This window comes from Streptomyces sp. Rer75, from assembly GCF_013414305.1.
Taxonomy (GTDB): Bacteria; Actinomycetota; Actinomycetes; order Streptomycetales; family Streptomycetaceae; genus Streptomyces; species Streptomyces himastatinicus.
The window spans coordinates 2,609,842-2,628,745 of sequence record NZ_CP058693.1; the positions used below are offsets into that span (position 1 = coordinate 2,609,842).

General features: G+C 70.8%; 17 protein-coding genes. 2 read left to right on the plus strand and 15 right to left on the minus strand.

Annotated elements, in window-relative coordinates:
• Positions 1 to 7: 7 nt before the first annotated feature.
• From HYQ63_RS10840 to HYQ63_RS10855, 4 genes are all read right to left on the minus strand, one after another.
• Entirely contained in the window at positions 8 to 2,209 is a 2,202-nt protein-coding gene (locus HYQ63_RS10840) for a WD40 repeat domain-containing serine/threonine protein kinase (RefSeq protein WP_179933636.1), read from the minus strand.
• Positions 2,210 to 2,319: 110 nt separating this feature from the next.
• Positions 2,320 to 3,351: an LLM class flavin-dependent oxidoreductase gene (locus tag HYQ63_RS10845; protein WP_179933637.1), complete on the minus strand. Its 1,032-nt coding sequence runs from the start codon at positions 3,349 to 3,351 to the stop codon at positions 2,320 to 2,322.
• A gap of 34 nt (positions 3,352 to 3,385) precedes the next feature.
• Positions 3,386 to 4,831, minus strand: coding sequence for an alkaline phosphatase PhoX (locus HYQ63_RS10850; protein ID WP_179933638.1), 1,446 nt, complete (start codon positions 4,829 to 4,831; stop codon positions 3,386 to 3,388).
• Positions 4,832 to 5,010: 179 nt separating this feature from the next.
• Positions 5,011 to 6,564: a hypothetical protein gene (locus tag HYQ63_RS10855; protein ID WP_179933639.1), complete on the minus strand. Its 1,554-nt coding sequence runs from the start codon at positions 6,562 to 6,564 to the stop codon at positions 5,011 to 5,013.
• 261 nt (positions 6,565 to 6,825) lie between these two features.
• Between HYQ63_RS10855 and HYQ63_RS10860 the strand changes: the two genes are divergently transcribed.
• A complete protein-coding gene (locus HYQ63_RS10860) occupies positions 6,826 to 8,646 on the plus strand; it encodes an endonuclease/exonuclease/phosphatase family protein (RefSeq protein ID WP_179933640.1) in 1,821 nt (606 codons plus the stop codon).
• 294 nt (positions 8,647 to 8,940) lie between these two features.
• Positions 8,941 to 9,813 carry a 4-hydroxy-tetrahydrodipicolinate synthase gene (dapA, locus tag HYQ63_RS10865; protein ID WP_179933641.1) on the plus strand — a complete coding sequence of 291 codons (873 nt, stop codon included), beginning with the start codon at positions 8,941 to 8,943 and terminating at the stop codon, positions 9,811 to 9,813.
• Between the two features lie 256 nt (positions 9,814 to 10,069).
• Here the strand turns inward: dapA and dapD are convergent, their stop codons facing one another.
• The 11 genes from dapD to HYQ63_RS10920 form a co-directional block, all read right to left on the minus strand.
• Positions 10,070 to 11,062, minus strand: a complete 993-nt coding sequence (gene dapD, locus HYQ63_RS10870; protein ID WP_123105627.1) for a 2,3,4,5-tetrahydropyridine-2,6-dicarboxylate N-succinyltransferase — start codon at positions 11,060 to 11,062, stop codon at positions 10,070 to 10,072.
• A 72-nt stretch (positions 11,063 to 11,134) separates the two neighbouring features.
• Positions 11,135 to 11,674, minus strand: coding sequence for a TetR/AcrR family transcriptional regulator (locus HYQ63_RS10875; protein WP_179933642.1), 540 nt, complete (start codon positions 11,672 to 11,674; stop codon positions 11,135 to 11,137).
• Positions 11,674 to 11,994 (minus strand): multidrug efflux SMR transporter, encoded by a 321-nt coding sequence (locus tag HYQ63_RS10880; protein ID WP_179933643.1) that lies wholly within the window; start codon positions 11,992 to 11,994, stop codon positions 11,674 to 11,676. The genes HYQ63_RS10875 and HYQ63_RS10880 overlap by 1 nt, the downstream gene beginning before the upstream one ends.
• 116 nt (positions 11,995 to 12,110) lie before the next feature.
• Entirely contained in the window at positions 12,111 to 12,449 is a 339-nt protein-coding gene (locus HYQ63_RS10885) for a metal-sulfur cluster assembly factor (protein WP_009718823.1), read from the minus strand.
• Positions 12,446 to 12,910 (minus strand): Fe-S cluster assembly sulfur transfer protein SufU, encoded by a 465-nt coding sequence (gene sufU / locus HYQ63_RS10890; RefSeq protein ID WP_063732186.1) that lies wholly within the window; start codon positions 12,908 to 12,910, stop codon positions 12,446 to 12,448. Before sufU ends, HYQ63_RS10885 begins: the two co-directional genes overlap by 4 nt.
• A gap of 10 nt (positions 12,911 to 12,920) precedes the next feature.
• The gene (locus tag HYQ63_RS10895) at positions 12,921 to 14,177 is read right to left on the minus strand and encodes a cysteine desulfurase (protein WP_179933644.1); all 1,257 of its coding nucleotides are present in this window, start codon (positions 14,175 to 14,177) and stop codon (positions 12,921 to 12,923) included.
• The gene (sufC, locus tag HYQ63_RS10900) at positions 14,174 to 14,938 is read right to left on the minus strand and encodes a Fe-S cluster assembly ATPase SufC (protein WP_009718820.1); all 765 of its coding nucleotides are present in this window, start codon (positions 14,936 to 14,938) and stop codon (positions 14,174 to 14,176) included. The genes HYQ63_RS10895 and sufC overlap by 4 nt, the downstream gene beginning before the upstream one ends.
• 7 nt (positions 14,939 to 14,945) lie before the next feature.
• Positions 14,946 to 15,269 carry a bifunctional 3-phenylpropionate/cinnamic acid dioxygenase ferredoxin subunit gene (locus HYQ63_RS10905; RefSeq protein ID WP_123099621.1) on the minus strand — a complete coding sequence of 108 codons (324 nt, stop codon included), beginning with the start codon at positions 15,267 to 15,269 and terminating at the stop codon, positions 14,946 to 14,948.
• Positions 15,266 to 16,435 carry a Fe-S cluster assembly protein SufD gene (sufD, locus tag HYQ63_RS10910; protein ID WP_179933645.1) on the minus strand — a complete coding sequence of 390 codons (1,170 nt, stop codon included), beginning with the start codon at positions 16,433 to 16,435 and terminating at the stop codon, positions 15,266 to 15,268. The genes HYQ63_RS10905 and sufD overlap by 4 nt, the downstream gene beginning before the upstream one ends.
• A 79-nt stretch (positions 16,436 to 16,514) precedes the next feature.
• The gene (gene sufB, locus HYQ63_RS10915) at positions 16,515 to 17,936 is read right to left on the minus strand and encodes a Fe-S cluster assembly protein SufB (RefSeq protein ID WP_123099619.1); all 1,422 of its coding nucleotides are present in this window, start codon (positions 17,934 to 17,936) and stop codon (positions 16,515 to 16,517) included.
• On the minus strand, positions 17,933 to 18,760 hold the full coding sequence (locus HYQ63_RS10920) for a metalloregulator ArsR/SmtB family transcription factor (RefSeq protein WP_179933646.1): 828 nt from the start codon (positions 18,758 to 18,760) through the stop codon (positions 17,933 to 17,935). The genes sufB and HYQ63_RS10920 overlap by 4 nt, the downstream gene beginning before the upstream one ends.
• Positions 18,761 to 18,904: the final 144 nt, after the last annotated feature.

Genomic DNA, 18,904 nt, shown 5'->3' on the forward strand with positions numbered 1-18,904 from the left:
CAACCGTTCACTTGGGGGTTTTCCACAGCCGTACCGTGCGGGACTTGCTGTCGTTGCCCGCGACGAGGCGGCCGTCCGGGCTGAAGGCCACGTCCTGGATCGCGTTGTCCGCCCCCTGTGCGCCGGTCGACAGGATGGCACGCGGCTTGCGGTCGGCCACGTTCCACAGCATCAGCCCATTTCCGCCGGGGGCGGCGAGCGTCTTGCCGTCCGGACTGAACGCCAAGTCCTCGACCACCGCCTGGTAGTAGTCGCTGAGGGTGGCCGTGCGGCGGCCGGCGGCCACGTCCCACAGCCGCACGTCGTCGTCGGAGCCGCCGGTGGCGAGCGTCTTGCCGTCCGGACTGAACGCCACGCTCAAGACTCCTTGGACCGTGGAAAGGGTGGCACGTGGATCGCCTTGGCCGTACGGCTCCGGGTCACGGCCCGCCACGTCCCACAGCAGCGCCGCGTGCTTCGGGGTGAGATTGCTGCCCGAGTCGTCGCCCGCCGACGCCAACGTCCGGCCGTCCGGGCTGAAGGCCACATCCCTGACGGTCGTGCCGGGGTCGAAGTAGGCGACTGGCTCGTCCCCGCGGCCGTTGGTGTCCCACAGGAACACCGCGTCGCCCTCACTGCCAGTGGCGAACAGCTTGCCGTCCGGGCTGAAGGCCACGCTTTCGCCGCCGCTGTGGAGGAAGCGGATCTGCCGGTGCGTGGCCACGTCCCACAGGGTCACCCAGCCGGTCATATTGGTGGCGGCGAGGAGCTTGCCGTTGGGGCTGAACGCCACGCTGCGGTTCGCGAACCCGCCATTGCCGACGCTGTCACGTTGGATGAAGGTGGCTTTGGGTTTGCGGCTGGCGACATCCCACAGTCGCACCTTGCCCTCGTCGCTGCCGGTGGCGAGTGTCTTGCCGTCCGGGCTGAACGCCATGCCTTGGGCCTCCCTGGACTTCCCGGTGGGGCCGATGGAGGTGGTGGGCAGATACGAGCGATAGGGGTAGTCGGGACCGCGGTCAGGGGCGGAGTCGGGGAGGTAGACGGCGATCAGGATGATGGCGAGGACGAAGATCCCGATTCCGCTGAGCACGAGGGGCAGCCCCGCGGCGGGGGCGGTGAGGGGGCCCGGGACCGGCGGGTTCGCCGAGGTGTCCGCCCCCGACGGTGTCCCCCGTGCCGGGTCGTCCACGGCCGGAGCGGGCGGCGGTACGGGGACGGCGGGCCCGGAACCGCGCGGCGACCGTGCGGTACGTGTCACGGCGTCGGGCGTGCCCGGGGCGTTGGGTGAGCCCGGGGCGCCGGGTGTCACGGGCTCGGACCCTGACAGCGACACGGCGGTACGCGTGTGGGCGTCGGCGATTTCCGCCGCGTCGGCGGCTCCCGCCTCGGACACCCTTCGGCACAGCTCGATGACCTCGGCCGGGGTCGGCCGCTTCGCCGGGTCCTTCTCCAGGCAGCGGGCGGCGATGCCCCGGACGGGCTCGGGGCAGCCGTCGAGGTCGGGGGCGTGTTCCAGGACGCGGTAGATCACACCGTGGTCGGCGCCGCCGCCGAAGGGGAGCCGTCCGGTGGCGGCGAAGTGGGCGACGCCCCCGAGGGCGAACACATCACCGGCCTCGGTGACGCTCTGCCCCCTGATGTATTCGGGCGCCATATAGGCCGGCGTACCGGTACGCATCCCGGTGGCGGTCACCGACGTGACGTCCGCCGCCCGGGCGATACCGAAGTCGATGACCTTGGGCCCGTCACCGGTGAGGATGATGTTGGACGGCTTCAGGTCGCGGTGGATCACACCGGCCGCGTGGATGGACTGCAAGGCTTCGGCCACCCTGGCGGTCAGCCCCAGCGTCGCGTCAACCGACAACGGCTCCCCGTCGGCCACCGCCTGCTGGAGCGACGGGCCGGGAACGTAGGCCGTGGCCAGCCACGGCTCATCGGCCTGGAGATCCGCGTCGACCACGGGCACCGTATAGAGACCCTGCACCCGCCGGGCCGCGGCCACCTCCTGCTCGAACCGCTTGCGGAACGACGCGTCGCCCGCGTACTCGCGGTGCACCACCTTGACCGCCACCGCGCTTCCGGCGGGCGTACGCCCCAGGTAGACGCGGCCCATTCCGCCCGCCCCGAGAACCCCCTCCAACCGGTACGGACCGGTCTCGGCGGGATCACCATGGCCCAGTGGGCGAGGTGGTGGCGGCGCGGTCGGCCAGCCCAGTTGTCGGGACATGCCGACCTCACCCCCGTTGGACTACCGCCCATTGTTCGAGCGAGCGACAGCGTAAACGAACCCGGCACCCCCGAAAAGATCTCCCCCCGGGTTCTCCGGGCAAGACACCCCTAGGCGGACACCGGGCTCCCTGCCAGGTCCGCCACCCGGGCCAGGCGCCGGTAGGAGTCGAGCAGGGCGTCGCGGTCGTACGTACTGGTCGTCACCAGTACCTCGTCCGCACCGCTGCGCCCGATCAGCTCGTCGAGCGCGGCGGCCACCTCGTCCTCCGTGCCGTACAGCTGACCGCTCAGCCCCTCCTCGTAGAAGCCGCGCTCCTTCTCCGTCATGTCCAGGGTGGCGATCTCCTCCGGCGGGGTGAGCGGGGGGAAGCTGCCGCGGGTGCGGGAGTGGGCCATCGCCCAGGCCTCGGGGGTGAGGAGGCGGCGCGCTTCGGCCGTCGTGTCGGCGACGGCCACGTTGCCCGATACGACGACGTACGGCGCGGACGACCACGCGGAGGGCCGGAAGCCCGCCCGGTAGCGGTCGATCGCGCGCAGCATGCGGTCCCGGCCGCGGAGATCGCCGATGACCAGTCCCAATCCGGCCTCGGCCGCCACGTCCGCGCCCGCGCCCGTCGCCAGGACGAAGGCGGGCAGGGTCAGGCCCTCCGCGGGGTGGGCGTGGACCTGGGGGTACGTACGCTGCTCGCCGGTGAACCAGCCCAGCAGCTCGGCCAGTTGCGCGCCGAAGTCCTGCGCGGCGTCCTTCTCGGCGCCCAACGCCCGGCGGATGCCGTCGGTGAAGCCGACCGAGCGGCCGAGCCCCATGTCGATGCGGCCGGGGAAGAGGGAGGCCAGCACCCCGAACTGCTCCGCCACCACCAGCGGCCGGTGGTTCGGCAGCATCACGCCGCCGGTGCCGACCCGGATGCGGGCCGTCGCCGACGCGACGGCGGCCGCCAGCACGGTGGGCGCCGACCCGGCGACGCCGGGGACGCTGTGGTGTTCCGAGACCCAGAAGCGGTGGAAACCCAGAGCCTCGGCCTGCTGCGCGAACCGTACGGTGTCGCGCAGCGCCTCGGACCGCTCCCGCCCCTGCCGGGTGCGGGAGCGGTCCAGGATGGAGAAGGGGATGGTGCGCAGACGTGAGGTCACCCTCATGTCAGCGCACCACGCGCCCGCAGGATTCCCCGCCTCAGCGCTGGCGGCGCCAGGGGCCGGTGATCGCCAGCATGATGCCCGGGTCCTGGATGTTGGCGTACAGGGTCCCCCCGTCGGGCGAGAAGACCACGCCGGTGAACTCGCTGAACTCAGGCTCCTCCGCCGAGCCGATGTTCAGGTCGTTGCGCGCGATCGGGTACGTACGGCCGTCGTCCGTCGCCCCGAACAGGTGCTGGATGCCCTCGCCGTCCTCGGCGATCACCAGACCGCCGTACGGCGAGACGGTGATGTTGTCCGGGCCGTCGAACGCGCCGTCCTTCGACGGGTCCGGGTTGACGCCCAGCAGCACCTTGAGGGTGAGGGTGCGGCGCTTGGGGTCGTAGAACCAGACCTGGCCGTCGTGCTGGACCGGGCTCTCCTCACGGGCGTACGAGGAGACGATGTACGCGCCCCCGTCGGCCCACCACATGCCCTCCAGCTTGCGCGCCCGGGTGATCTCGCCGTCCTTGAACTGCTTCCGGACGGAGACCGACTTGGCGTCGCGGTCCAGCACCGTCTCCCAGTCCACGCCGTAGACCGTGCCGGTCTTGGTGGCGCGGGACAGGTCGTCCACGAAGTGGCCACCCGAGTCGTAGCACTTGGGCGCCTGGAGCACGCCCGCGTCGTCCTTGAGGGTGCGCAGCTGGCCGCGGCCGTGCTCGAAGCCGTGCGGCGGGACCCAGCGGTAGAGGAGACCGTTCGGGCCGGAGGCGTCCTCGGTGAGGTAGAGGTGGCCGCGCTTGGGGTCGACGACGACTGCCTCGTGCGCGTACCGGCCCAGTGCCTTGATCGGCTTGGGGTTGCGGTTCGCCTTGCGGTCCTGCGGGTCGACCTCGAAGACGTAGCCGTGATCCTTGGTCATGCCGTTCTGACCGGCCTTGTCCTCGGTCTCCTCGCAGGTCAGCCAGGTGCCCCACGGGGTGCGCCCGCCCGCGCAGTTGGTGGCGGTGCCCGCGATGCCCACCCACTCGGAGACATGGTCGCCGTGCTTGGCGACCTCGACCACGGTGCAGCCGCCGGACGCCGCCGGGTCGTAGACCAGGCCGTCGATCAGGGGGACGGGGTGCGGCCAGTCCTTGCGGGGACCGGCCAGCTCGTGGTTGTTGACGAGCAGCGTCGCGCCGCGGGGGCCCTCGAAGGTGGCGGTGCCGTCGTGGTTGGACGGGGTGGACTCGCCGGACTCCAGCGTCGTCTCACCGGTGCGGGTGATGATCCGGTACGTGAAGCCCTCGGGCAGGGCGAGGATGCCCTTGGGGTCGGCGACGAGCGGACCGTAGCCGAGCCGTGCGGCGCCGTCGCCACCGTGCTCCGCGGCGGTGCCGGTGTCTTCCGACGCCAGGGCGCCGGGCGCGGTGCCGAGCACACCGGCGCTGCCGACGAGGGCGAACCCGGCCCCGGTGTACGCGGAGCGCTTCGCGAAGTCTCTTCGGGTGAGGGGCATCTTTTTCTCCTGAGCGGCGAGGGCCTGGCTGAGGACGCCATGCTGCGCGCGGCTGCGCACTGCGCGGATAGATTTTCGCCCCAGACCGAACAGCAGTTGAACGGAATGAGACATCGACGGACCAAACGGGCCCGTCGATGTCTCGCTGTTCGTTATCCGCTGCCGCTACCGCCCCGCCGTTACGCCCGGGAGCGGGCCTTGAAGGCGGCCTTCCGGGCCTCCTTCGCGGCCTTCTTGTCCGGGTGCAGCCGCCCCATCGCCTCCAGCACGTCGGCCGTCGCCGGGTGGTCCACCCGCCAGGCCGACTCGAAGAACCCGCCGGACTGGTCGACCAGCCCGCGCACCAGGTCCCGCAGCTCCTCGGAGTCGTCCTCCGTGGCGAGCTGCGCGGCCAGGGTATCCACCGTCAGCCAGAAGACCATGCTCTCCGACGGCTCCGGGACGTCCCTGGCGCCGTGCTCGGCCAGCCACACCCGGGCCAGCCCGCCCAGGTGGCGGTCGTCCAGCACCTCCCGCAGCGCGGGCTCGGCCGCGTCGCCGACCAGCGACAGCGTCTGCTGGCAGGTGAGGCGGCGCAGCGGGGCGCCCTCGTCGTCACCGCGGGCGGCGGCCAGGAGCTCCCGGGCGGCCCCGTCCGGCGTACGGCGGCCCAGCCACAGCTCGGCCTCGGCGTGGGCGGCGGACTCGGGGTGGGCGGGGAGGGTGTCCAGCAGGACGTCCGCGCCCTTGTCGGCCAGGTCGCCGACGACCGGGGCGTCGATGCCCGCGTCGAGCATGCGGGAGCGGATGGCGTAGACACCGAGGGGAGTGAGGCGGACCATGCCGTAGCGGGAGACGTCCTCCTCCTCGTCCTGCGCCGCCTGCTCCCGCGCCGCCTCGGACTCGTGGAGCCGGACCTCGCCGTCGACCTCCTCGATCAGCGCCTCGTCCACCGGCTGGTAGTCGATCAGGCCGGTCGGGGCGAGCAGCCGGAACTGGTCGTCCAGCCGCACCATCGCCTCCGACACCTCTTCGAGGATGTCGTCGGTGGGCTCGTCCATGTCGTCGGGGACGACCATGGAGGCGACGAGCGCGGGCAGCGGCACCGAGCCGACGGCCGCCTCCTCGTCCATGGCGGTGAGCAGGTAGAGGTTGCCGAGGATCCCGTCCAGGAACTCGGCCTCCTCCTCCGGGTTCCAGTCGATCGAGTCGAGGTCGATCTCGCCGCCCTCGCTGATCTGGTCCACGAGGTCACCGAGGTCGGGCGCGGCGGCGTCGGCGAGGACGGTCTCGAAGCCGTCGAGCCAGATGTCGAGGACGTCCTGCGGGCTGCCGCCCGTGATCAGCTGGAGCTCCTCGCCGCTGGTCGCGGTGGCGGCGGGCTCACGCTCGCCGTCGGCCGCGGTGTCGTCGTCCTCTGCGTCGTCCGCCGAGCCCTCTGCGGAGTCGTCCGCCGCGGACTCCTGGGACTCCTGCGACTCCTGGATCGCGACCAGCCCGGTGTCGACGGCCAGCTGCCACGCCTGGGCGGCGTGCTCGGCCCCGTCCTCGTCCGCCGCGAGGTCCAGCAGCTCCACCGCCGCCCGCAGATCATCCGCCGACAGCACGCCCCCCGACGCCACCGGCTTTCCGGGCTCGGCCCAGCGGGCGAGCCGTACCGCGCGGGCGAGAAGCGGCGCGGCGAGCGCGTCCCGGGCGAGTTCCGCTTCGCTGCGGAGCCGCACGGGCGGCATGGTGGGGCGGTCTTCTGGCATATGCGGAAGTCTCCTCGGCGGATGGCGGTACGGAGGGCACGGGGCGCACGGCCCGACCCCCCAGCGTAGACGGAACGCGGGGGCAGTTTCGTCCCGATGTGGCCGCCCGCCGCGTTCCCCCAGCCGTTCGTGTGTCTGTTCATCCGCTGGTCCGGGGCCGTACACCTGACCACTCTTGACAACTGTCGTACGGAGACAAGAGATTGACGCGCGTAGAGGCCACCCTGTCCCTCTGTTCACTCCGCACCGGAGGCCACCACCATGTCCCCACGCGCCCGGCGCACATCCGTCGCCGTCACCGTCACCGCTGTCGCGGCAGGGCTGCTCGTCGGCCCGTCGTCCGCCTTCGCGTCGGCGTCCGCCGAGACGGCCCGCATCCACGACATCCAGGGCAGCACCCGAATATCCCCGCTGGCCGGGAAGCAGGTGACCGACGTACCCGGCACGGTCACGGCGGTGCGCTCCTTCGGCTCGTCGCGCGGCTTCTGGATCCAGGACCCCCGGCCGGACGCCGACCAGGCCACCAGCGAGGCGATCTTCGTCTTCACCGGCTCCACCACCCCGACCGTCACCGTCGGGGACGCGGTCCTGGTCAGCGGCACGGTAGCCGAGTACTACCCGGGCGGGGCCTCGGCCGGTCTCCAGTCCCTGACCGAGATCTCCAAGGCGAGCTGGACGGTCCAATCGCAGTCGGGTGAGCTGCCCGCCGCCTTCCGCCTCAACCCGTCCACCGTCCCCGACCGGTACGCCCCCGACGGCTCCCTGGAGGGCCGGACGCTGCGGCCCCGCTCGTACGCCCTGGACCGGTACGAGTCACTGGAGGGCATGCGGGTCTCGGTCGCCGACGCGCCCGTGGTCGGCGCGACCACCCCGTACAAGGAGCTGTGGGTCACCGCCGAACCGCGCCACAAGCGCACCGCGCGCGGCGGCGCCCTCTACGACACGTACCGCGACCCGAACGCGGGCCGCCTCAAGGTCGCCTCCCTCCTCCCCTACGCCGAACACCCCTTCCCCGTGGCCGACGTCGGCGACAAGCTGACCGGGACGACGGCCGGACCGCTGGACTACGACAACTTCGGCGGCTACACGATCGCCGCCGGCGCGCTGGGCACCCTGGACGACCGCGGGCTGACGCGGGAGCGCACCCGCAAGCAGAAGTCCGGCGAGCTGTCGGTCGCCACCTACAACGTCGAGAACCTCTCCCCCAAGACCGCGCAGTCGAAGTTCGACCGCCTCGCGTCCGGCCTGGTCGACAACCTCGCCTCGCCCGACATCGTCGCCCTGGAGGAAGTCCAGGACGACAACGGCGCCACCAACGACGGGGTCGTGAGCACCGACGCCACCCTGAGGAAGCTGACCGACGCCATCGCGGCCGCCGGAGGCCCGGCGTATGAGTGGCGGCAGATCAACCCGGCCGACGACCAGGACGGCGGCGAGCCGGGCGGCAACATCCGGGTCGCCTTCCTGTACAACCCGAAGCGGGTCTCCTTCACCGACACCCCGGGCGGCGACGCGACAACGCCGGTGAAGGTCGTTCAGGACGGCGGCAAGGCGGCCCTGTCGGCCTCCCCCGGCCGTATCGAGCCGGGCAGCGACGTGTGGAAGGCCAGCCGCAAGCCGCTGGTCGGGCAGTTCGCCTTCCGGGGCCGCCCGGTGTTCGTGGTCGCGAACCACTTCAACTCCAAGGGCGGCGACCAGGGCCTCGACGCCCGCGTCCAGCCTCCCGCGCGGTCCTCCGAAACCCAGCGCACGGGCCAGGCCACGGCGGTCAACACCTTCGTGAAGTCCCTGCTGGCCGCCGACCCGAAGGCGGCGGTGGTCGTCGCGGGCGACCTCAACGACTACCAGTTCTCCCCGGCGCTGTCCGCCCTCACCAAGGGCGGCGTCCTGACGGACCTGGTGACGAGCCTGCCGCGGGGTGAGCGGTACGGGTACGTCTACAACGGCAACTCGCAGGTGCTGGACCACATCCTGACCAGCCGGGCGCTGCGCGGCCCGGACTACGACATCGTCCACATCAACGCGGAGTTCGCCGACCAGTCCAGCGACCACGACCCCCAAATCGTCCGCATCCGCCCCTGACCGCGGCTCCGCGGTTGTTCCCCCACCCCGCCCCTCCCCGAAACCGCGGGACACCCCCGGCCCCCGGACCACCTGCCCCGCGGTCCAGGCCAGCGCGGCCTGCCCGGACCCGGGCGGGCGGACCCCGGCCCGCCGCCGGGGCGGAGGTGTCGGGGGCGGGGGTGTCCCCCGTTTCGGGAAGGGGCGGGGCGGGGGAAAGTAACACCCACCCCCCCAACCCCGTAGCAGCCCTACACACCCACCCCAAGAAGATTTAAGTGGACCTACGGCATCCCGCCGCACGACACTTCCGTCATGCCCAGCTCCCACCTCGCCTGCGCCATGGTCACCCCCTTCACCCGGGACGGCGACCTCGACCTCCCCGGCACCCAACACCTCGCAGCCGCCCTCGTCGACGAGGGCGGCTGCGACGGGCTCGTGCTGGGCGGGACCACCGGGGAGTCGCCGACGACCACCGACGCCGAGAAGACGGCGGTCATCCAGGCCGTGGCAGAAGCCGTCGGGGACCGGGCGCGGATCGTGGCGGGGGTGGGCAGCAACGACACGGGCCATGCCGTCGCGCTCGCGCGGGCCGCCGAGAAGGCGGGCGCGCACGGGCTGCTGGTGGTCACCCCGTACTACAGCCGCCCACCGCAGGAGGCCGTCGAGGCGCACTTCCGCATGGTCGCCGACGCGGTCGGCATCCCGGTCACGCTGTACGACATCCCCTTCCGCACCGGCGTCGCGCTCTCGTACGACACCCTGTGCCGCCTCGCGGAACACCCCCGCGTGACCGGGGTGAAGGACTGCGCGTACGACCTGATGAAGTCGGCGCGGACGATGGCCGCCACCGGGCTCGCCTACTACTCCGGCTGCGACGAGTTGAACCTGCCGCTCAGGGCGATCGGCGCGGTCGGCTGCATCAGCACGGTCGCGAACGTGGCGCCGCGCGAGGTGCGGGGCGTTCTGGAGGCGTACGACGCGGGCGACCCCGAAGAGGCCGCCCGCCGCCATCTCGCGCTGACCCCGCTCATCGACGCGATGATGTCCCACCTCCCCGGCGCGGTAACCGCCAAGGCACTCCTGAGCACCCTGGGCCGCCCCGGCGGAACGGTGCGCCCGCCCCTCTTCGGTGCGGACGCAACCGTAACGGCCGAACTGGCCGCCACCTACGCAACGGCAACCTGACCGCCAAAGCGGATCAGTTGTGGCTGTGCAGCGCCTCGTTGAGCCCGCCCCACGAGGCGGTGCGCCCGGGTGGCCCACCCGGGGATCGCCCAAAGCGGGGTCCGGGGGCGCAGCCCCGGTTTCGGGAAGGGGCGGGGTGGGGGAATCCCCCACCCCCGGCACGCCGTGATCAGCCCTGGCCGTGCAACGCCGCAGGCACCGCTCCCGGGCGAGGCCGCCCGGGAGCGGGGGCCGGGGGCGCAGCCCCCGAAGCCGGTCAGTTGTGGCTGTGCAGCGCCTCGTTGAGCCCGCCCCACGACCCCGTGCGCGGCAGGACCTCGACCGCGCCGGTCGTGGAGTTGCGGCGGAAGAGGAGGTTCGTGGCGCCGGACAGCTCGAGGGCCTTGGCGATCTTGCCGTCCGGGAGGGTCACCCGGGTGCCCGCCGTCACGTACAGGCCCGCCTCGACGACGCAGTCGTCGCCGAGGGAGATGCCGAGGCCCGCCTCGGCGCCCAGCAGGCAGCGCTCGCCGATGGTGATGGTCTGCTTGCCGCCACCGGACAGCGTGCCCATGATCGACGCGCCGCCGCCGATGTCGGAGCCGTCGCCGACGACGACGCCCGCGCTGATGCGGCCCTCGACCATGGAGGTGCCCAGCGTGCCCGCGTTGAAGTTGACGAAGCCCTCGTGCATGACGGTGGTCCCGGCGGCGAGGTGCGCGCCGAGCCGTACGCGGTCGGCGTCACCGATGCGGACACCGGCCGGAACGACGTAGTCCGTCATCCGCGGGAACTTGTCGACGCTGGTCACCGACAGGTGCAGACCCTCGGCGCGGGCGGCGAGCCGGGCGCGCTCGACCTGGTCGGCGGCGACGGGGCCGAGCGAGGTCCAGGCGACGTTGGCGAGCAGGCCGAACTGGCCGTCCAGGCTCAGCCCGTGCGGCTTGACCAGCCGGTGGCTGAGGAGGTGCAGCCGCAGGTACACGTCATGCGCATCGAGCGGCTTGTCGTCGATCGAGGCGATGACCGTGCGGACGGCGACGATCTCGACGCCACGGCGCGGGTCCGGGCCGAGCGCCTTGAGGGCGGTCTCGCCCAGGAGCTGGGCGGTGCGCTCGGCGTCGAGCCGCTCGGTCCCGGCCGGGCCGGGCGCGTCGGCCAGCTCGGGGGCCGGGAACCAGGTGTCCAGAACGGTGCCGTCCTCGGTGAGGGTGGCGAGCCCGGCGGCGACGGCGCCGGTGGTGCGGGTGGTGGTGGCTGCATCGGTCATGGTCAGCACGCTAACCGGAGGCGGGCCCCGGAGGCTAACCGGTCCCAGGGAGCAGACAGGGGCATGGCACCTTCAGCCGGTCACGCGGGCGAACGCCGCCCGCGCCTCCTCCCGGTCGAATTCCCGCCCGGTCAGCAGGATCTGCAACAGCATCCCGTCGAACAGGGCGTTCACGGCCCGCGCGACGTCCACATCGCCGGTGCGCCGCTCCAGTAGCGCGGCCATCCGGTCGAGGAACGCGGCGGCGATCGGCCGCACCGTCGCGCGGCGCAGGCCGACGAGATACAGCTCGTATTCCAGCTCCAGCCGCTTACGGTCGCCCGTCAGCATCTGCTCCATCAGCCACGCCATCTGGTCCGCGAGCGGCATCCCGGGCGGTGCGTCGCGCTCGATGCGCTCCACATCGGCCAGACACTCGGTGTTGACCTGCTCGAGCGCGGCGACCAGCAGATCGTCCAGCGTCGCGAAGTGGTACGTGGTCGATCCGAGCGGTACGTCCGCCTCGGCGGCCACGGCCCGGTGGCTCAGCCCGCTGATCCCCCGCTCGCCCACCACCGTGATCGCGGCGTCGATGATCCGCTGCCGTCGCTCGGGGTCGTAGCGGCGCCCCATCAGTGGGCCCCGCCGAGGTTCAGCACGACGACCCCGGCGATCACCAGCAGCACCCCTATCACCCGCGCGGCGGTCACCGCCTCGCCGAGGAACACCATTCCGATCGCGGCGATGACGGCGGTCCCGGCCCCGGCCCAGACGGCGTACGCGGTACCGACGGAGATCGTCTTGAGCGTCTGGGCGAGCAGGACGAAGGCGATCCCGTAGCCGAGGGCGGTGGCGACCGAGGGCCAGAGCTTGCTGAAGCCGTCGCTGTACTTCATCGAGGTGGTCGCCAGGACCTCGGCGAGGATCGCACCGGAGAGCGTCAGGTATCCCATGCGTACGATCGTACACAACGATGCGTACAGGTGTACACATAAAAGGACCCGGAACACACGAAGCGGCCCCCGCGCCTGTGCGCGGGGGCCGCTTCGCACAACCTCGACGGAGACCCTCAGACGTTGAAGCCGAGCGCCCTCAGCTGCTCACGGCCGTCGTCGGTGATCTTGTCGGGACCCCACGGCGGCATCCAGACCCAGTTGATCCGCAGTTCGTTGACGATGCCGTCGGCCGCCGACTTCGCCTGGTCCTCGATGACGTCGGTCAGCGGACAAGCCGCGGAGGTGAGCGTCATGTCGATGGTGGCGATGTTGCTCTCGTCGACGTGAATGCCGTAGACGAGGCCGAGGTTGACCACGTCGATGCCCAACTCGGGGTCGACCACGTCGTAGAGGGCCTCGCGGACCTCTTCCTCGCTCGCGGGCTTGGTGGTCGTTTCCACGTTCTCAGTCATGCGGTCTTCCCTTCAGCGCCTTCACCCAGGGCCTGAGCGGTGGCGTCCTTCCATGCCATCCAGCTCAGCAGCGCGCACTTGACCCGGGCCGGGTACTTGGAGACACCGGCGAACGCGACCGCGTCCTCCAGCACCTCTTCCATCGCGTCGTCCGGCTCCAGCTGGCCCTTGGACTGCATCAGCTCCAGAAACGTCGTCTGGATCCTGCGAGCCTCGCTCAGCTCCTTGCCCACCAGCAGGTCGTTGAGCACGGACGCGCTCGCCTGGCTGATGGAACAGCCCTGGCCCTCGTAGCTCACGTCCTCGATCGTCTCGCCGTCAAGCCGTACCCGGAGGGTGATCTCGTCACCGCAGGTGGGATTGACGTGGTGTACCTCGGCGTCGCCGTCCCTGAGCCCCCGACCGTGGGGGTGCTTGTAGTGGTCCAGGATGACGTCCTGGTACATCGAATCCAGCTTCACGTGGCATCCCCTAGCCGAAGAAGTTCCGTACGTGCTCCAGCCCGTCGACCAAGGCATCCACCTCGGCCGGCGTGGAGTACAGATAGAACGACGCTCGCGTGGTCGCAGGAATTCCGTACCGCAGGCACACCGGACGCGCACAGTGGTGGCCCACCCGGACGGCGATGCCCTGCTCGTCGAGGACCTGGCCCACATCGTGCGGGTGGATGTCGCCGAGCGTGAAGGAGATCGTCGCGCCGCGCTCCTCGGCCGTGGTGGGGCCGATGATGCGCAGGTCGGGCACCTCCAGGAGCCTGCCGACCGCGTAGTGGGTCAGGGCGTGCTCATGGCGGTTGATGTTGTCCATGCCGACCGAGGCCAGATAGTCCACGGCCGCGCCGAGGCCGACGGCCTGGGCGATCGGGGGCGTACCGGCCTCGAACTTGTGCGGCGCCGGGGCGTAGGTGGAGGAGTTCATCGAGACGGTCTCGATCATCTCGCCGCCGCCGAGGAACGGAGGCAGATCCTCCAGCAGCTCCTGGCGGCCCCACAGCACACCGATGCCGGTCGGGCCGCACATCTTGTGGCCGGTGAAGGCCACGAAGTCGGCCTGGAGCGCCTGGACGTCCAGCAGCATGTGCGGGGCGGCCTGGGAGGCGTCGATGACGACGAGGGCGCCGACGTCCTGCGCGCGGCGGACGATCGCCTCGACCGGGTTGACCGTGCCCAGGATGTTGGAGACCAGCACGAAGGAGACGACCTTGGTCTTCTCCGTGATGACCTGCTCGATCTCGGACAGGTCGAGACGGCCGTCCTCGGTGAGGCCGAACCACTTCAGCTTCGCGCCGGTGCGCTGCGAGAGCAGCTGCCACGGAACGATGTTGGAGTGGTGCTCCATCTCCGTGATGACGATCTCGGTGTCCTGGTCCACCCGGTAGGGCTCATCGGCCCAGCCGAGCATGTTGGCGACCAGGTTCAGCGACTCCGACGCGTTCTTGGTGAAGATCACCTCGTCGCGGCTGGGAGCGTTGATGAAGGTGGCGACCTTGTCCCGGGCGCCCTCGTACAGCGCCGTGGCCTCCTCCGCGAGCAGATGGACGCCACGGTGCACATTGGCGTTCGAACGCTCGTAATAGCTGTTCAGCGCGTCCAGGACCTGGCGCGGCTTCTGCGAGGTCGCCGCGTTGTCCAGGTAGACGAGCTTCTTGCCGTCGTGGACCGTGCGGTCCAGGATCGGGAAGTCCTTGCGGATCGCCTCGGTGTCGAGGAGGCCCGGCAGCTGTGTCACTCGGAGACGCCTCCCTTCACGTACTCCTCGTAGCCCTCTTCCTCCAGCTTGTCGGCCAGCTCCGGGCCGCCGGACTCGGCGATCCGGCCCGCGGCGAACACGTGGACGTGGTCGGGCTTGATGTAGCGCAGGATGCGCGTGTAGTGGGTGATCAGCAGGGTGCCGACCTGGCCGGACTCGCGGACGCGGTTGACGCCCTCGGAGACGACGCGCAGGGCGTCGACGTCGAGACCGGAGTCGGTCTCGTCGAGGATCGCGATGGCCGGCTTCAGCAGCTCCAGCTGGAGGATCTCGTGGCGCTTCTTCTCACCGCCGGAGAAGCCCTCGTTGACGTTCCGCTCGGCGAAGGACGGGTCGATCGAGAGGCGCTGCATGGCCTCCTTGACCTCCTTCACCCAGGTGCGCAGCTTCGGCGCCTCGCCGCGGATCGCGGTCGCGGAGGTGCGCAGGAAGTTGGAGACGGAGACGCCGGGCACCTCGACCGGGTACTGCATGGCGAGGAAGACACCGGCGCGGGCCCGCTCGTCGACGGACATCTCCAGCACGTCCTCGCCGTCGAGGGTGACGGTGCCGCCGGTGATCTTGTACTTCGGGTGACCGGCGAGCGAGTACGCCAGGGTGGACTTGCCGGAGCCGTTGGGGCCCATGATGGCGTGCGTCTCGCCCTGCTTCACGGTCAGGTCGACGCCGCGCAGAATCTCGCGGGGGCCGCCCTCGGCCTCGACGGAGACGTGCAGGTCGTGAATCTCAAGCGTTGCCATGGGTGCCTCAGGACTCCTGGGTGACGGAGACGAGCACGTCGTCCCCTTCGATCTTTACGGGGTATACGGGGACGGGGCGCGTCGCGGGAAGGCCGGACGGCTTGCCGGTGCGCAGGTCGAAGCTGGAGCCGTGCAGCCAGCACTCGATCTGGCAGTCCTCCACCTCGCCCTCGGACAGCGAGACGTTCGCGTGCGAGCAGATGTCGTTGACCGCGAACACCTCGCCCTCGGTGCGCACCAGCGCGACCGGTACGCCGTCGAGCTCGACGCGCTTGGGGGCGTCCTCTTCGAGCTCGGTCAGCGCACAGGCGCGGACGAAGGTTTCGGTCATACGGACGCCTCCAGCTCGGCCTCGATCTTGGCGATGAGGCGCTCCTCCAGCTCGGGCAGCCCGATCTGCTGGACCAGCTCGGCGAAGAAGCCGCGGACGACCAGACGACGGGCCTCGTCGGCCGGGATGCCGCGGGCCATCAGGTAGAACAGCTGCTCGTCCTCGAAGCGGCCGGTCGCGCTCGCGTGACCGGCACCGACGATCTCGCCGGTCTCGATCTCCAGGTTCGGCACCGAGTCGACGCGGGCGCCGTCGGTGAGGACCAGGTTCCGGTTCAGCTCGTAGGTGTCCGTGCCCTCGGCCGCGGCGCGGATCAGCACATCGCCGATCCAGACCGCGTGCGCGTCCTTGCCTTGCAGCGCGCCCTTGTAGGCCACGTTGCTGCGGCAGTGCGGGGTGTCGTGGTCGATGAAGAGCCGGTGCTCCTGGTGCTGGCCGTTGTCGGTGAAGTACAGGCCGTACAGCTCGGCCTCACCGCCCGGAGCGCCGTAGACGACGCGCGGGTGCAGCCGGACCAGGTCGCCGCCGAAGGTGACGACCACGGACTTGAAGGTGGCGTCCCGGCCGACCAGCGCGGTGTGCTGACCGGCGTGGACGGCCGTGTCGTCCCAGTCCTGGACGGAGACGACGGTGAGCTTGGCGCCGTCGCCGATCAGGTACTCGATGTTGGCGGCGAGCGTCGCGTCACCGGTGTGGTCGATGACGACGACGGCCTCGGCGAAGGCGCCGACCTCGATCACCTGGTGGCCGAAGGCGGTGCCGCCCTCGCCGTGCACGGCGATCCGCACCGGCTCGGTGAGCACCTTCTCCTTGGGCACGGAGACGACCGAGGCCTTCTCGAAGGAGCTGTACGCCTGGGCCGCCACCCGGTCCACCGGCTTGCCGGCCTTGCCCAGGCGGGCGTCGTCACGGCCCACGGTCTCGACGGTGACGCCCTCGGGGGCGGACACCTCGACCTTGACGCCGCCGTCGGCGACGGCGGTGCCGTCGTGGAGGCCGCGCAGCCGCTCCAGCGGCGTGAACCGCCAGTCCTCCTCGCGCCCGTGGGGCACGGGGAAGTCGGCCACGTCGTACGACGCGGGGGCGCTCACCCGCGCGTCGATGGGCTGCTGCCCCACCTGGATGACGCCGTCCGTGGTGGATCCGGCCGGAATGGTTTCAGCCATGGCTGTCGTACTGCTCGCTTTCTGCCTTCTGGGGCTTACACGGGGGTGCCCCGATGGCGGGGCGGGAAGGGCGGCGGCGTCAGCCGACCGCGCCCTCCATCTGCAGCTCGATCAGCCGGTTGAGCTCCAGCGCGTACTCCATGGGCAGCTCGCGCGCGATCGGCTCGACGAAGCCGCGCACGATCATCGCCATGGCCTCGTCCTCGGACAGACCGCGGCTCATGAGGTAGAAGAGCTGGTCATCGCTGACCTTCGAGACGGTCGCCTCGTGCCCCATGGACACGTCGTCCTCGCGGACGTCCACGTACGGGTAGGTGTCCGAGCGCGAGACGGTGTCGACCAGCAGGGCGTCGCACAGCACGTTGGACTTGGAGCCCTCCGCGCCCTCGCCGATCTCGATGAGACCGCGGTAGGAGGTGCGGCCACCACCCCGGGCCACCGACTTGGAGACGATGTTCGAGGAGGTGCGGGGCGCCATGTGCACCATCTTGGCGCCGGCGTCCTGGTGCTGGCCCTCGCCCGCGAAGGCGATGGACAGCGTCTCGCCCTTGGCGTGCTCGCCCATCAGGTAGACGGCCGGGTACTTCATGGTCACCTTGGAGCCGAGGTTTCCGTCGACCCACTCCATGGTCGCGCCCTCGTACGCCACGGCGCGCTTGGTGACCAGGTTGTACACGTTGTTCGACCAGTTCTGAATGGTCGTGTAGCGGCAGCGGCCGCCCTTCTTGACGATGATCTCGACGACCGCGGAGTGCAGCGAGTCCGACTTGTAGATCGGCGCGGTGCAGCCCTCGACGTAGTGGACGTAGGCGTCCTCGTCGACGATGATCAGCGTCCGCTCGAACTGGCCCATGTTCTCGGTGTTGATCCGGAAGTACGCCTGGAGCGGGATGTCCACGTGGACGCCCTTGGGCACGTAGATGAACGAGCCGCCGGACCACACCGCCGTGTTCAGCGAGGCGAACTTGTTGTCGCCCGCCGGGATCACCGTGCCGAAGTACTCCTTGAAGAGCTCCGGGTGCTCCCTGAGCGCGGTGTCGGTGTCCAGGAAGAGGACGCCCTGCTGCTCCAGGTCCTCGCGGATCTGGTGGTAGACGACCTCGGACTCGTACTGGGCCGCGACACCCGCGACGAGGCGCTGCTTCTCGGCCTCCGGGATGCCCAGCTTGTCGTACGTGTTCTTGATGTCCTCGGGCAGGTCCTCCCAGGAGGCGGCCTGCTGCTCGGTGGAGCGGACGAAGTACTTGATGTTGTCGAAGTCGATGCCCGACAGGTCCGAGCCCCAGGTGGGCATGGGCTTCTTGTCGAAGAGCTTCAGGCCCTTGAGGCGGAGCTTGAGCATCCACTCCGGCTCGGACTTCTTCGCCGAGATGTCGCGGACGACCTCCTCGGAGAGGCCGCGCTTGGCAGAGGCGCCGGCCACGTCGGAGTCGGCCCAGCCGTACTCGTAGTTGCCCAGACCCTCAAGCTCGGGGTGAGCAGTCTCCGTGGGGAGAGTCATTCGGGGTTCCTCCCGGCCGTGCTGGCAGATGCTGTGGTGGTCTTGGTGATGCGGTGGTCGGTCTTCTCGACCGCGGTGTCGGTCTGTCCGGCCTGGTGTCCGGTCTTCGGAATGAACGTCGTGCACACCCCGTCGCCATGGGCGATGGTGGCCAGACGCTGGACATGAGTCCCGAGCAGCTGGGAGAAGACCTCGGTCTCCGCCTCACACAGCTGCGGATATCGCTCGGCTGCGTGGGCGACCGGGCAGTGGTGCTGGCAGAGCTGTTCGCCGACCGGCGCGCTGCGCGCCGTAGCAGCGTACCCGTCCGCGGACAGTGCGCCCGCCAGGGCTTCGGTACGCCGCCCGGGGGCGGCCGCCTCGACGGCGCCGCGGTATCCCTCGGCCTGGGCGGCGAGCCTGGCGCGGGCGAACGCCGCGACGGCGGCCCGGCCCTTCTCGCCGCCGCCCGCGCTCTGCTCGATCCAGCGCAGGGCGTCGACGGCGAGATCGTCATAGGCCTGGTCGAAGGCGTCACGGCCGCAGTCCGTCAGGGCGAACGCCTTGGCCGGGCGGCCGCGCCGCCGCGCCCCGTACACCCTCTTCTCGCGGGGCTCGACGACGCCGTCGGCGACGAGGGTGTCGAGGTGGCGCCGCACGGCCGCCTGGGTCAGCTCCAGCCGCAGGGCGAGCTCGGCGGCGGTGGACGGGCCGTGGTCGAGGATGGAGCGGGCAACCCGGTTCCGGGTGCCGTGCTGCTCCTCCGGAGCGGTCACGGCAGGCACGCCGGACCGCGCGGCCGACTCGGCCGCGCGTCCCTCGGGAGCCTCGCTCGCGTATTTCACAACGCCATTGTTGCGTAATTCTTCGGCAAGGTACAAGCGAGAACGGAGGGAGCTTCCGGTGGAGTGCGTCACTTAGGTGTACCTAAGTGTGACCTGCGACGATGCGGCTGCCCGGCTCGTCGGAAGGGGTCTCGCGGGCCGTGC

Excerpts from the sequence above, each read along its gene's own strand:
- HYQ63_RS10840 (WP_179933636.1), bottom strand. The coding sequence starts at position 2,209 with ATGTCCCGACAACTGGGCTGGCCGACCGCGCCGCCACCACCTCGCCCA.
- HYQ63_RS10845 (WP_179933637.1), bottom strand. The coding sequence starts at position 3,351 with ATGAGGGTGACCTCACGTCTGCGCACCATCCCCTTCTCCATCCTGGAC.
- HYQ63_RS10850 (WP_179933638.1), bottom strand. The coding sequence starts at position 4,831 with ATGCCCCTCACCCGAAGAGACTTCGCGAAGCGCTCCGCGTACACCGGG.
- HYQ63_RS10855 (WP_179933639.1), bottom strand. The coding sequence starts at position 6,564 with ATGCCAGAAGACCGCCCCACCATGCCGCCCGTGCGGCTCCGCAGCGAA.
- HYQ63_RS10860 (WP_179933640.1), top strand. The coding sequence starts at position 6,826 with ATGTCCCCACGCGCCCGGCGCACATCCGTCGCCGTCACCGTCACCGCT.
- dapA (WP_179933641.1), top strand. The coding sequence starts at position 8,941 with ATGCCCAGCTCCCACCTCGCCTGCGCCATGGTCACCCCCTTCACCCGG.
- dapD (WP_123105627.1), bottom strand. The coding sequence starts at position 11,062 with ATGACCGATGCAGCCACCACCACCCGCACCACCGGCGCCGTCGCCGCC.
- HYQ63_RS10875 (WP_179933642.1), bottom strand. The coding sequence starts at position 11,674 with ATGGGGCGCCGCTACGACCCCGAGCGACGGCAGCGGATCATCGACGCC.
- HYQ63_RS10880 (WP_179933643.1), bottom strand. The coding sequence starts at position 11,994 with ATGGGATACCTGACGCTCTCCGGTGCGATCCTCGCCGAGGTCCTGGCG.
- HYQ63_RS10885 (WP_009718823.1), bottom strand. The coding sequence starts at position 12,449 with ATGACTGAGAACGTGGAAACGACCACCAAGCCCGCGAGCGAGGAAGAG.
- sufC (WP_009718820.1), bottom strand. The coding sequence starts at position 14,938 with ATGGCAACGCTTGAGATTCACGACCTGCACGTCTCCGTCGAGGCCGAG.
- HYQ63_RS10905 (WP_123099621.1), bottom strand. The coding sequence starts at position 15,269 with ATGACCGAAACCTTCGTCCGCGCCTGTGCGCTGACCGAGCTCGAAGAG.
- sufD (WP_179933645.1), bottom strand. The coding sequence starts at position 16,435 with ATGGCTGAAACCATTCCGGCCGGATCCACCACGGACGGCGTCATCCAG.
- sufB (WP_123099619.1), bottom strand. The coding sequence starts at position 17,936 with ATGACTCTCCCCACGGAGACTGCTCACCCCGAGCTTGAGGGTCTGGGC.